General features: G+C 64.1%; 13 protein-coding genes. 7 read left to right on the top strand and 6 right to left on the bottom strand.

Going from position 1 to position 12,977, the window contains the following annotated elements; genetic code table 11:
• A complete protein-coding gene (locus tag ACWNZ3_RS12985) occupies positions 1-1,071 on the bottom strand; it encodes an AI-2E family transporter (RefSeq protein ID WP_269364799.1) in 1,071 nt (356 codons plus the stop codon).
• Positions 1,072-1,251: 180 nt separating this feature from the next.
• Between ACWNZ3_RS12985 and pepT the strand changes: the two genes are divergently transcribed.
• From pepT to ACWNZ3_RS12950, 7 genes are all read left to right on the top strand, one after another.
• Entirely contained in the window at positions 1,252-2,487 is a 1,236-nt protein-coding gene (gene pepT / locus ACWNZ3_RS12980) for a peptidase T (protein ID WP_496900197.1), read from the top strand.
• A 196-nt stretch (positions 2,488-2,683) separates the two neighbouring features.
• On the top strand, positions 2,684-4,024 hold the full coding sequence (gene proS / locus ACWNZ3_RS12975; RefSeq protein WP_496900196.1) for a proline--tRNA ligase: 1,341 nt from the start codon (positions 2,684-2,686) through the stop codon (positions 4,022-4,024).
• Between the two features lie 96 nt (positions 4,025-4,120).
• Positions 4,121-4,645, top strand: coding sequence for a DUF2937 family protein (locus ACWNZ3_RS12970; protein ID WP_331284236.1), 525 nt, complete (start codon positions 4,121-4,123; stop codon positions 4,643-4,645).
• Positions 4,646-4,692: 47 nt separating this feature from the next.
• A complete protein-coding gene (locus tag ACWNZ3_RS12965) occupies positions 4,693-5,982 on the top strand; it encodes a lipoprotein-releasing ABC transporter permease subunit (protein ID WP_274576972.1) in 1,290 nt (429 codons plus the stop codon).
• A complete protein-coding gene (locus tag ACWNZ3_RS12960; RefSeq protein WP_496900195.1) occupies positions 5,975-6,658 on the top strand; it encodes an ABC transporter ATP-binding protein in 684 nt (227 codons plus the stop codon). Before ACWNZ3_RS12965 ends, ACWNZ3_RS12960 begins: the two co-directional genes overlap by 8 nt.
• A 91-nt stretch (positions 6,659-6,749) precedes the next feature.
• Complete coding sequence (locus ACWNZ3_RS12955) at positions 6,750-7,733, top strand: Ldh family oxidoreductase (RefSeq protein WP_496900194.1); 984 nt, start codon at positions 6,750-6,752, stop codon at positions 7,731-7,733.
• 101 nt (positions 7,734-7,834) lie between these two features.
• The gene (locus ACWNZ3_RS12950) at positions 7,835-8,245 is read left to right on the top strand and encodes a c-type cytochrome (RefSeq protein WP_496900193.1); all 411 of its coding nucleotides are present in this window, start codon (positions 7,835-7,837) and stop codon (positions 8,243-8,245) included.
• On the opposite strand, the gene ACWNZ3_RS12945 is transcribed toward ACWNZ3_RS12950, so the two are convergent.
• The 5 genes from ACWNZ3_RS12945 to ACWNZ3_RS12925 form a co-directional block, all read right to left on the bottom strand.
• On the bottom strand, positions 8,242-8,919 hold the full coding sequence (locus tag ACWNZ3_RS12945; RefSeq protein WP_496900192.1) for a hypothetical protein: 678 nt from the start codon (positions 8,917-8,919) through the stop codon (positions 8,242-8,244). The two genes, ACWNZ3_RS12950 and ACWNZ3_RS12945, sit on opposite strands and share 4 nt — an antisense overlap.
• 49 nt (positions 8,920-8,968) lie before the next feature.
• Positions 8,969-9,370, bottom strand: a complete 402-nt coding sequence (locus ACWNZ3_RS12940) for a PaaI family thioesterase (protein ID WP_496900191.1) — start codon at positions 9,368-9,370, stop codon at positions 8,969-8,971.
• A gap of 85 nt (positions 9,371-9,455) precedes the next feature.
• Positions 9,456-9,584 (bottom strand): hypothetical protein, encoded by a 129-nt coding sequence (locus ACWNZ3_RS12935; RefSeq protein WP_274576978.1) that lies wholly within the window; start codon positions 9,582-9,584, stop codon positions 9,456-9,458.
• Positions 9,585-10,287: 703 nt separating this feature from the next.
• Positions 10,288-10,992: a hypothetical protein gene (locus ACWNZ3_RS12930; RefSeq protein WP_269364819.1), complete on the bottom strand. Its 705-nt coding sequence runs from the start codon at positions 10,990-10,992 to the stop codon at positions 10,288-10,290.
• A gap of 11 nt (positions 10,993-11,003) precedes the next feature.
• Positions 11,004-12,965, bottom strand: a complete 1,962-nt coding sequence (locus ACWNZ3_RS12925) for a DNA gyrase/topoisomerase IV subunit B (protein WP_496900190.1) — start codon at positions 12,963-12,965, stop codon at positions 11,004-11,006.
• Between the last annotated feature and the right edge of the window lie 12 nt (positions 12,966-12,977).

Genomic DNA, 12,977 nt, shown 5'->3' with positions numbered 1-12,977 from the left:
TCAGTCGTCCATCGTCGTTGGGTCGGTGCCGAGATAGAGCAGGCTGTGCTTGTAGCGGTCGATGGCAAAGCGCGCCAGCACCCCCAGCGCGGCAGCCAGCGGCACGGCGACCAGCATCCCGACAAAGCCGAAGAGCGTGCCGAAAACCGACAGCGCCAGAAGCAGCCAGACCGGATGCAGCCCCACGGAATTGCCCACCAGCTTGGGTGTCAGTACATTGCCCTCGATCACCTGGCCGATGGCAAAGATGCCCGCAACCAGACCGATGGACACCCAGTCGCCCCAGAACTGGAACAGCGCCAGCCCGATGGCCAGCGCCCCGCCCAGCAGGGCGCCCAGATAGGGGATGAAGGTGACCAGACCGGCGATGAAGCCCACGACCAGCCCGAATTGCAGGCCCACCAGCATCAGCGCAAAGGCATAATAGGTGCCAAGGATCAGACAGACGGTGCCCATGCCCCGGATGAAAGAGGCAAGCGTTTTGTCCACGTCGCGGGCCAGCTGCCGGATCACCGGCGCATGGTCGCGCGGCAGCAGCCGGTCGATGGCGGCAACCATGCGGTCCCAGTCCAGCAGCAGATAGACCGACACGACCGGCACGATCACGAACAGCAGGATCACGTTGATGATGGAGGCAAAGGAGGCCAGCGCCGTCTCCAGCAATTGACCGCCGCGCTCCTGTATCGTTGCGCCGATCGAGGTCAGCGAGTTGCGCAGCGTCGAATCCGCATCCAGCAGCGAGGGGAAGCGTGTGGTGACGAAATTGGTGAAATCCTGCGTCAGCCTCGGCGCGGTCTCGATCAGCGATGCGGCCTGGCTGACCAGGGTCGGGACCACCAGCAGGGCCATCACCACAAAGATGAGGATGGCGACAAAGGTGATCAGCGCCGTGGACAGGGCCCGGCTCAGCCCCATACGTTCCAGCCGGTCGGCGACAGGATCAAGGAAATAGGCGATGGCCCCGCCAAGCAGGAAGGGCACCAGCACCTGACCCAGGAACCACAGGGCCACCATGAAGACCACGGCGGCGATGCCCCAGTATTTCAGTTGATCTCGGATCGGAAGGGCCATGGGGTTCTCCGCAAAGGACAGACTATCACTTCGCCCATGCAGGCGGTTATTTCAAGGGTCACGGGGGGATGACGGCGCGATTTGATCCGCGCCGCCTGACCGGCACGCGGGGTGTTGAGCCCCCCGCGCGCCGGACATAGGGTTGGCGCAACAGGCATGAACAGACCGGCAGGAGGCCATATGCGGACCGAATTCGACGCGGAACTGGAACAGCGGCTGGTCCGCTATGCGGCCATCGACAGCCAGAGCGATGCGGCTTCGCCCAGTCAGCCCAGCACGGCGATCCAGCTGGAAATGTCGCGCCTGCTGGTGAGCGAACTGCAGCAGATCGGCGCGCAGGATGTCACATTGACCGATTACGGCGTGGTGCTGGCAACAGTGCCGGGCACCGCCCCGGGCCCCACAATGGGCTGGTGCGCCCATGTGGACACCGCGCCGCAGTTCAATGCCACCGGGGTGAAACCGGTGGTCCATCGCGGCTATAACGGTGGCGACATCACCTTTGCCGATGCCCCTGAGCTGAAGCTGAACCCGGAAGTTTCGCCGCATCTCGCGGGCAAGCAGGGCGAGGACATCGTGACCGCCTCCGGCACCACCTTGCTGGGCGGGGATGACAAGGCGGGGGTGGCGATTGCCATGACCGCCGCAAGACATCTGCTTGAAAACCCTGACATTCCGCATGGGCCGATCCGCCTGGCCTTTACCCCGGACGAGGAAATCGGGCGCGGCGTCGACCCCCGGCTGCCCGCCGATCTGGGCGCTGATTTCGCCTATACCTTCGACGGCGGCAAACCGGGCGAGATCGAATTCGAGACCTTTTCGGCGGATGGCGCGGTGGTGAAGGTGGTGGGGGTCTCTGCCCATCCCGGATTTGCCAAGGGCAAGATGGTCAATGCGCTGCATCTGGTTGCGCGGATCATCCAGTGCCTGCCGCAGCAGCGCATGACCCCGGATACCACCGAGGGCCCCGAAGGGTTCATTCATGTCAGCGAGGTGAAGGGGGGGTCTTCGGAGGCGGAGATTACCCTGATCATCCGTGATTTCGAACTGGAAGGTCTGGCGGAAAAGGGCGCGCTGCTGCGCCAGGTCTGCGAGGTGGTGGGCAGGGGGGAGCCGCGCGCGCAGATCAGCTGCGAGATCACGCCGCAATACCGCAACATGCGCTATTGGCTGGAAAAGGACATGACGCCGGTGGAACTGGTGCGCGCCGCGGTGGCCGATGTGGGGCTGACGCCGGTATCGGTGCCGATCCGGGGCGGCACCGACGGGTCGCGGCTGACCGAGATGGGGGTGCCTTGCCCGAACATCTTTACCGGGATGCAGGAGATTCATGGCCCGCTGGAGTGGATTTCGGTGCAGGACATGGCGCTGGCGACCCAGGTGGCCATCGCCCTGGCGCGGCGGGCCGTGACCTGAAGGGGTGGGCCCACGGCCCACATGCGATTCTATTGATTTGGCGCTGCCAAATCGGTTTGCGAGACGCTGTCTCGCGCTCTGGTATATTTTGGGAACAATGAATGCGGCGGGGCGGGTCTGAGGCGCGCATCGCGATTGCGGGCGGCGCGGACATGGCTTAGTCAGGCCGCAGCAATCGCCCAAAGAGGAGCCCGCCATGCGTCTGAGCCGATATTTCCTGCCCGTGCTGAAGGAGACCCCGAGCGAGGCGCAGATCGTCAGCCACCGGCTGATGCTGCGGGCGGGGATGATCAAGCAGGCCAGCGCGGGGATCTATTCCTGGCTGCCGCTGGGGTTCAAGGTCCTGCGCCGGATCGAACAGATCGTGCATGAGGAGCAGCAGCGGGTGGGGCATATCCCGATGCTGATGCCGACGCTGCAATCGGCGGATCTGTGGAAGGAATCGGGCCGCTATGACGCCTATGGTCCCGAGATGCTGCGCATCCGCGACCGGCAGGACCGTGACATGCTTTACGGGCCCACCAACGAGGAGTTGATCACCGACATCTTCCGCTCCCATGTGGGCAGCTACAAGGACCTGCCGCTGACGCTTTATCACATCCAGTGGAAGTTCCGCGACGAGATCCGCCCGCGTTTCGGCGTGATGCGGGGGCGCGAATTCCTGATGAAGGACGGCTACAACTTTGATCTGACCAAGGAAGATGCGCTGCATGCCTATAACCGCCATCTGGTGAGCTATCTGCGCACCTATGAGCGGATGGGGTTGCAGGCGATCCCGATGCGCGCCGATTCCGGCCCCATCGGGGGGGATGACACCCATGAGTTCCTGGTGCTGGCGGAAACCGGCGAATCGGAAGTTTTCTATGACAGCCAGATCACCGACCTGAAATTCGGCGACCGCGAGATCGACCATGACGATCATGCCGCCTGTGCCGCGGTGCTGGAGGAATTCACCTCGCGCTATGCGCGCACCGACGAAACCCATGACGAGGCGCTCTTCAGCCAGGTGCCCGAGGACCGCCGCCGCAGCGCGCGCGGGATCGAGGTGGGGCAGATCTTCTACTTCGGAACCAAGTATTCCGAACCGATGGGGGCCAGGGTGCAGGGCCCTGACGGCAAGCCGGTGCCGGTCCACATGGGCAGTCATGGCATCGGGGTCAGCCGCCTGCTGGGCGCGATCATCGAGGCGAGCCATGACGAGCGCGGCATCATCTGGCCCGAGGGGGTGACACCTTTCCATGCCGGGATCGTGAACCTCAAGCAGGGCGATGCCGAAGCTGACGCGGCCTGCGAAGCGCTTTATGCCGCGCTCAAGGCGCTTGGGCTGGATCCGCTTTATGACGATACCAAGGGCGGGGCGGGGGCGAAATTTGCCACCATGGATCTGATCGGTCTGCCCTGGCGCATCACGGTGGGGCCGCGCGGGCTCAAGAGTGGGGTGGTGGAACTGACCTCGCGCCGGACAGGCGAGAGCGAGGAAATGCCGCCGGAACAGGCGGTTGAGCGGATTGCGCAGATTTACGCCGGTATTCTCTGAGCATTGGACGGGCGAATGGCCGGGATGTAGGGTTGCTCGAAAAAAGGGAGCAGGCCGGATGTTCATCGGTGTCAGAATGACAGGCATGGTGCAGCGGTGCCCGGTGCCCGCCGTGCCGGTTTTGCCATGATACTGCGGGCGCTGACGCTTGCGGGCGGGCTTGCCGGGGCGGTGGTCACTTCGCAGTTCCCCGAGTTTTCCCAGCAATATGCCCAGCGTCTGGGCGGTGCGGTGGATGCGCTGGCCGAAGTGGTTGCGGATTTCGACGCATCCGCGCGCGCCGTTGGCCTGTCGCGGGATCAGGCGCTGGCGCAGATGCAGGGCACCGCTTTCCTGGAGCGCAGGCGCGCGGATATGACGGCGACATTCCAGCGCTATGACAGGCTGCGCGCGGATCTGGCGGAAGTCGAGGGGCAGGGACCCTTCATGCGGGCCTATCACGCGGCCCGGCTGACCGATCGCCAGATCGCCCGGGCGGCCTGGGCCGCCTATCAGCCGGCGGTGCCGATCCATTTCGCGGGCCTCAGCTTTGCCCTGATCGGTTTCCTGATCGGCAGTGTTGCGCTGGGGGCCGTGCTGCGCCTTCTTGCCTGGCCGTTTCGCCGCAGAATGGGCGCTTGACCCTGCCGGTCCGAAAGCCCAGTTTGCGCCAAATCTCAGGAGCCCCCATGGCGCAGAACAGCACCGCCCCCTTTGCCCCGTTTGAATGGATGATCGCCTGGCGTTACCTGCGCGCGCGCCGCGCCGAAGGCGGCGTCAGCGTGATGACCTGGATCAGCCTGATCGGCATCACCCTGGCGGTCTTTGCCCTGATCGCCACGCTGTCCGTGCGCTCCGGTTTTCGGGCGGAATTCGTGGATACGATCCTGGGGGCGAATGCCCATGTGACCATCTATCAGCTGGGCGAAGTGGCCCAGAACGGGCAGATCGACCGCAGCATATCAAATTACGCCGAAATGGCTGCGGCAGTGTCGAAAGTGCCCGGCGTGACCCGTGCCGCGCCGCTGGTGCGCCAGCAGGTGATGGCCAACAAGGGGCAGTCCAACGCGGGCGTCGAAGTCTTTGGCATAGCGGCAGAGGATCTCAAGACGATCCCGCGCATCGCCCATTCGGAACATGCGCGGGGGGACATTGATCGCTTTGACGAGGGCATCGCCATCGGCGTCGGCGTGGCCCGCACGCTGGGTGTGGATGTGGGCGACACGATCAAGCTGATCTCGCCCAACGGGGTCAAGACGGCCTTTGGCACCAGCCCGCGCGTCAATGCCTATGAGGTTGTCTATATCTTCGAAGCGGGGCGGTACGACATCGACCGTACCCGTGCTTACCTGCCCCTGGCAGAGGCGCAATCCTTCTTTAATCGCGAGGGGTTGGCGGACGAACTTGAAGTGATGGTTGAAGATCCCGAAGCGGTGGACAAACTGGCCATTCCGCTGCTGGAGGCGGCGGGAGACCGGGCCCAGGTCTGGACCTGGCGCGATGCCTCGGGCTCTTTCCTGAATGCGCTGGACATCGAGGACCGGGTGATGTTCGTGATCCTCAGCGTGCTGGTGCTGATCGCGGCAATGAACATCGTCTCCGGCCTGATCATGCTGGTCAAGAACAAGGGCCGCGACATCGGCATCCTGCGCACCATGGGCCTGACCGAGGGGTCGGTGCTGCGGGTCTTCTTCATCTGCGGGGCCTTTACCGGCATCATCGGCACCGCCATGGGGGTGATCCTGGGGTGCCTCTTTGCGCTTTATGTCGATCAGATCTTTGCGGCGGTGAACTATCTGTCCGGCGGCACCGCCTGGGATCCGTCGATCCGGGGGATCTATTTCCTGCCGGCCAAGCTGCAGATGGGCGATGTGCTTTCGGCGGTGGGGCTGTCGCTGGGCCTGTCCTTTATCGTCACGATCTTTCCCGCGCGCCGTGCCGCGCGGATGAACCCGGTAGAGGCATTGCGCTATGAATGATCCGGCCCTCGATCTGCAAGGCATCACCAAATCCTACAACCCCGGTGCGCCGAATGAAGTCAGGGTGTTGCGTGGCATCGACCTGCAGGTTGCCCCGGGCGAGGTGGTGGCGCTGGTTGCCCCTTCCGGGGCGGGCAAATCCACGCTGCTGCATATCGCGGGGCTGCTCGACACGCCCGATGCCGGCAAGGTCGGCATCGGGGGCGAGGACATGACCGGTCTGGGCGACCGCCGCCGCACTGCGGTGCGGCGCGCGGACGTGGGCTTCATCTATCAGTTCCACCACCTGTTGCCGGAATTCACCGCGCTGGAAAACATCGTGCTGCCGCAGCTTGCCGGGGGCACGGGCCGCTCAGCGGCCGAGGCGCGGGCGCGTGAACTGTTGCGGCAGGTGGGCATCGAGGGGCGCGCAGACCATCGCCCGGCGGCGCTCTCCGGGGGCGAACAGCAGCGCGTGGCCTTTTGCCGTGCGCTGGCCAATGCGCCGCGCCTGCTGCTGGCGGATGAGCCCACCGGCAACCTTGATCCCGCGACCTCGGATCAGGTCTTTGGCACGCTGATGGCGCTGGTGCGCAGCACCGGTCTGGCCGCGCTGATTGCCACCCATAACCTCGAACTTGCCGGGCGGATGGATCGCCAGATCCGGCTCGACGCGGGCCGTCTGGTGCCGGTCTGAACCCGCGCCAACCCGCCACCCGGGATCATCGCGCTTGACGCTCCTTTGGTGCCGGGGACACAGTGGTGGTTCCGAACCAGAGGAATGACAGATGCCCGAGGTGGCCCTGAGAGACATCGCCGAGACGGTTCAGGCCGCCCTGATGGGTCACGGTGCCGATTCCTTTGCCGCCGCCGAGGTGGCCCGCGCGGTCGCGGCGGCGGAATCGGTGGGCAACAGGATCTGCGGTCTCTACTATGTGGAAAGCTACTGCCAGCAGCTGATGACGGGCCGGGTCAAGGGGGATGTCACCCCCGGCGTGACCATGGCCCGCGCTGCCGTGGTGCATGTGGACGCACGCTTCGGCTTTGCCCAGCCGGCCTTTGCCTATGGGCTGACCCTGGCGCTGGACGCGGCGCGCCAATACGGCATCGCCACGCTGGCGGTTGCCCATGCGCATACCTGCACATCGCTGGGATATTTCACGGAACAGATCGCCCGGGCAGGGCTGATCGGTCTGGGCTTTACCAATGCCTCGCCCATCGTGGCCGCACCGGGGGGCAGGACGCGGGTGATCGGAACCAACCCGATTGCCTTTTCGGTGCCCGACGGGCAGGGCGGGATCGCCATGCAGTTCGACCAATCCACCACCATGGTCGCCCTGGGCAAGATCACCATGGCCCGGGCGGCGGGCGAGACCATCCCCGAAGGCTGGGCGGTGGATGCCAGGGGCAACCCCACCACCGTCCCGGAGGAAGCGCTTGAGGGGTCGTTGATCTCCCTGGGCGGCTACAAGGGCTGGGGCTTTGGCCTGATGGCCGAGATTCTGGCGGCGGGCATGACCGGCGGCGCGCTGTCGCAGGATGTGAAACCGCTCAAGGCACCCGAGGGGCCGCCGCATGACCTGGGCCAGTATTACATCGTGATCGACCCGTCGGCATCGCCCGAATTCGGGGCGCGGCTGGCCGCCCTGGCGCAGGCGGCATCGGCGGATGAAGGTGCGCGGATGCCGGGACAGGGCAAAAAGCCCGCCGATCCGGTCGCGGTCGAGGATGCGGTATGGTCGCGCATTCAGGCGCTTGCAGATATGCGCTGAGGCCATTTCCTGAGGCCATTCCGCCGCTGCAGTTTGATCTGCATCATGGCGGCGCGCGCGGGATGGCGCAAGATGACCCTCAATCCAACCGGAGAACCATGATGCCCAGCCCGATCAAAACCCTGTCCCTGCTTTGCCTGCTCTGCACCGCTGCAGCCTGCACCCCGCAGGAGATGCCCACCGCCGGTGACGGCGCGGCCTTCTATGCGGCCAATTGCACCTCCTGCCACGGTGCGACGGGGCGGGGTGACGGGCCGCTGGCGGCGGGCCTGAACCCGCAACCTGCCGACCTGACGATGCTGACGCGGACAAGCGGCGGCAGCTTTCCCCGGGCGCGGGCGCTCAGCTATATCTATGGCGATCCCGAACAGGGCCATCTCGCCCGGGTCATGCCGCAGTTCGGCGGGGCCACGGCGGATGATCTGGTGCCGGTGGAGGTGGACGGCGTGATGACCCCGACACCCCGCGCGCTTGCGGCACTTCTGGCCTATCTGGAAAGCATCCAGCGCTAACCGCAGATGCCCTTGATCTGGACCCCGTCCCAGGGCAGGCGCACGTCCGATTGCGGGCGTGCGGGCAGCGGGGCCACCGGCATCACCTGCGAGATCAGCGCATGCAGCCGCTTGGTGCGCGGCGCCTGCGGGGCCAGCGCACGACAGCAGACGAATTCCTCCACGATGGAGCCCTGCTGTTCATAGCCGAATTCGCTGAATTTCCGGGGGGTGTCGATCTCGAACAGATAGGGATCGTCGCTGACCGTATGTTCCGACGCGGCGCGCAGCGGCGAATAGCCGGTGCTTGCCCGGTTCTGCCACTGCCAGACATGGGTCAGCTCATGCGCCAGCAGCATCCCCGCCACCAGCCCGATGGCATCGGGGTATTCGGGCAGGTAATCCTCAAGATACCAGTCCTTGTCGAACAGGATCGTGTTGAAAAGGGCGACGGCGGCGGGCTTTGTCGTCACGATCTCATCCCTTGCGGGGGGCAGGATCAGCTCGCGGCAGGTGGTGCGCGGGCGCGGCTTGCGGCGGAAGGTTACCGCGCGGGTGGGCGATCCGTTGTGCAGGCGCACCGCGTTCATGTCCAGCGTGTCGCCGTGGATACTGTCGAGGAAGGCCCGTTCGTTCACCGTCAGCGGTCGCCCGCAGGAGGCCAGTAGCAACAGGATGAGAAAGAGGCGGATCATGGGCGCAGTAAGGCGCGGCGCGGGGCCGGGATCAAGCGGAGAATGCGCCTCAGCGCGCGAATGTCGCGGTGGCCAGCGCCACCGGCTTGCCCGAGGGTTCCGCGATCAGGGTGCAGCGGGCGAAAAGCATGGATTTGCCCGCGCGGGTCACCTCCGCCTCGGCGCGGATGCTGTCGCCGCTGGCGGGGCGCAGGAATTGCGTATCCAGAGTCACGGTGCCCACCGGTTCGGGCGCATCCAGATGGCCGAAACAGGCAAAGACCATGGCCGTATCCGCCAGCGCCGCCAGCGCCTGCCCCGAGACGATGCCGCCGACGCGGATGATCTGCGTGCTGATCGGCATGGTCAGGATGGTACGCGCCACCCCGATCTCGGTGATGGTCGGCTGCAACGCGCGCACCCAGGGGGCAAAGGCGTTTTCAAGGATGTCTTGCGCGGCTTGCGGTGTCATGGGGCCTCCGGGGCGTAATGTGCCCCGATCCTAGGCGTGCTGCGCGCGGGCGCAAGCCCCGGCAGGGGCCCGCGCCGCGACGCGGTTACTTGACCTTCTTGCCCGCGATCACGGTGCCGTCTTTCATGCCGCTGTTGGCGGTGGCCAGCACCTTGACCTTTTCCTTCTTGGGTTTCTTGGCTTCCTTGTTGCCCTTGTTCTTTTCCTTGGACATGGCGGTATTCCTCTGATCGGGTTCCCGAACGGCAAAGCCCATCGGGTCGATGCTCAGGGGGCAGGGGCGCGGCGCGCGCGCGGCTTTTCCGGTGAGGCAACAGGCCGCGCGGATGGCGCGGGCCCGTAGGGACAAGGTGGGGGTGCAAGGGGCATTTGGCAAGGGGTTTGCCGGGCCAACCGATGAATGATCAGCCCGTAGGGTGCGTGCTCTGCACGCACCGATACGGTCGATGAGGCTGCGGTGCGTGCAGAGCACGCACCCTACGGCAGACCCCAACATGAGGGCCGCGCCCGACCTCGGGCCGGAGGCCGTCTTGCGAAAGGCCCAGAGGACAGAAACCTCGTAGGGTGCGCGCTCCGCGCGCACCGATAATGTCGGCGAGGCTGCGGTGCGTGCAGAGCACGCACCCTACGGCAGTCCCCAACATGAGATCCACGCCCGACCTCGGGCCGGAGGCCGCAGGGATGCGGCAGCGTCGGGGTGCAGTGAAAGCTGCGAGAAGCCGGTTGACGTGAGATGAGTGGACCCCCTGCGCGCCCGTGGGGGTCGTATTTGTGGGGTGCGTCTAGGACGGTGGTGCGATCCCAGAGATGATAGCACTTACGGTTTCTTGCTGAAGTTCCGCGCTATTGCACCAAGCGGCCTCGCTATGGCTGAGGGTAACTTTTACATGCTTTGGCCCGCGCATGTCCTGCAGATTTTAGGGTTCCAACAGCAGGAGCACATACAGGTCGGGGAAAAGTAGCGGAAGAAATGCCTTAATAAAGCTAGTTGCTACTTGCGCAGTAAGCAAGATCAACAATCCTGCGGCCAGCCAAGGTTTAGGTAGCAACGGATCAATCCGTCGCAAGTTAACCCACAGGATGACCAATGCAACAATTGCGATCAAGATCGACAGTAAGGTATCCATGCTTTCGGAAAAACTATCGGGCCAAAATGCCAGCGTGACCAGAGATAAAGTGGCCGAAAAAATATATCCAAGTGCAGTTAGACCGATGAGTATACACCAGTAGAGATTCGCGTCTGTGTCCTGAGAACCCTTTCTTTTCCACAGCTCAATTGCAGGCCAGCAGATCGTCATCACAACAATCGTCTGAACGAGCACGAGCACCTCGCTCCAGAACGGATTCTGCGCAGCCTCGAAGAATTCTACCGAATTGGAGAGCTTACCTTCAGAGCTTGATATCTGTTCAAGCAAAACTGCGGAACTCGAATTCTGGGCAAAATACCCGAACAACAGGGCCCATGCAAACAACTGCGCAAAAAACTCTAGGCCATCTTCAGATCGGGCAATTTTGTCGAGTGAAAGAATATTCTTAGCTGATCGCCACAGCATCGGAGCAAGGGAGAATATCACACCGAAAATTTTCAGGAAGAAAGGTAATGGTGAACTCGTAACGCGCAATCTTCCGAGCCTCAAACATCCAACTCCTCTACAAACCGCGCGTTTTCCTGGATATACTGGAACCGCAGCTCCGGCTTCTTGCCCATCAGCCGCTCCACCAGGTCCCCGGTCTCCCCCGGGATATCCTCGTCCACCGTCACCCGGATCAATTTCCGCGTTGCCGGGTCCATCGTGGTTTCTTTCAGGTCCTTCGCGTCCATCTCGCCCAGACCCTTGAAGCGTTGCAGGTCGATCTTGCCCTTGCCGCCCAGACCCTTCTCCAGCCAGTGGTTCTTCTCGACATCATCCGCCACATACAGCCGCTTGGCCCCCTGCGTCAGCCGGTAGAGCGGCGGGCAGGCGAGGTAGAGATGCCCGTTGTCGATCAGCGGCCGCATCTGGGTAAAGAAGAAGGTCATCAGCAGCGACGCGATATGCGCGCCGTCCACATCCGCATCGGTCATGATGATGATCTTGTCATAGCGCAGATCGTCCAGGTTGAACTTCGTCCCCATGCCGACCCCAAGCGCCTCGCAGAGGTCTGAGATTTCCGCATTGGTCGTCAGCTTGCCCGAGGCCGCCCCCAGCACGTTCAGGATCTTGCCCTTGAGCGGCAGCAGCGCCTGGGTGTTGCGGTTACGCGCGCCCTTGCCGGACCCGCCGGCCGAGTCGCCCTCGACAATGAACAGCTCCGTGCCCTCGCGGGTTTTGCTGGTGCAATCGGTCAGCTTGCCGGGCAGGCGCAGCTTTTTCGTCGCCGTCTTGCGCGCGGTTTCCTTTTCCTGACGGCGGCGCAGGCGCTCCTCGGCCCGCAGCACAAGGAAATCCAGGATCGCGCCGGCGGATTTGGTATCCGCCGCCAGCCAGTTGTCGAAATGGTCGCGCACCGCGTTCTCCACCATGCGCTGCGCCTCGGTGGTGGCCAGCCGGTCCTTGGTCTGGCCCACGAATTCCGGTTCGCGGATGAAACAGCTGACCAGCGCGCAGCCGCCGGTGATCAGGTCCTCACGGGTGATCGTGCCCGCCTTGCGGTTGCCCACCAGCTCGCCATAGGCCTTGATCCCCTTCAGGATCGCGGCCCAGAACCCGGCCTCATGGGTGCCGCCCTCGGGCGTCGGGATCGTGTTGCAGTATGACTGGATGAAGCCATCGCGCGAGGGCGTCCAGTTGATCGCCCATTCCACCTTGCCGGGGGTGCCGAATTTCTCCTTGAAATCGACCATCCCGCCAAAGGGCGCCTCGGCATAGGTGGTGGAGCCGCCCAGCGTCTCGTTCAGATAGTCCGACAGCCCGCCGGGAAAGTGAAAGCTCGCCTCCATCGGCGTGTCGCCATCGGGCAGGGCGGATTTCCAGCGGATCTCGACCCCCGAAAACAGATAGGCCTTGGACCGTGCCATGGCGAACAGGCGGGCGGGGCGCAGTTTCAGCGCGCCAAAGATTTCCGCATCGGGGTGGAATGTCACCGCCGTGCCGCGCCGGTTGGGGGCGGCACCGATCTTTTCCAGCTTGCCCTGCGGCAACCCGCGCGAAAACTCCATCGCGTAAAGTTCACGGTTCTGCGCAACCTCGACCCGCAGGTGATCCGACAGCGCATTCACCACCGAAGAGCCGACCCCGTGCAGCCCGCCCGATGTCTCATAGCTGTCGCCCGAGAATTTGCCGCCCGCGTTCAGGGTGCAAAAGATGATCTCCAGCGCCGATTTGGTCGGGTCCTTGGGGTGCATCCCGATGGGAATGCCGCGCCCGTTGTCGCGCACGGTCACATGGCCGTTCGCATGCAGCTCCAGCTCGATCCAGGTGGCATGGCCCGCAACCGCCTCGTCCATGGAGTTGTCCATGATCTCCGCCACCATGTGATGCAGCGCGCGGTCGTCCTTGCCGCCGATGTACATGCCGGGGCGCAGGCGCACATGTTCCATATCCTCCAGCACCTGGATGGAGGAGGCATCATAGTTCTTGCCGCTGGGCTGGGCACCGGAGAGGAGATCGGACATGAGGCAGGCCTG

This window comes from Sulfitobacter sp. IGS-18, assembly GCF_059628195.1.
This window is presented reverse-complemented; position numbering and strand designations above follow the sequence as displayed.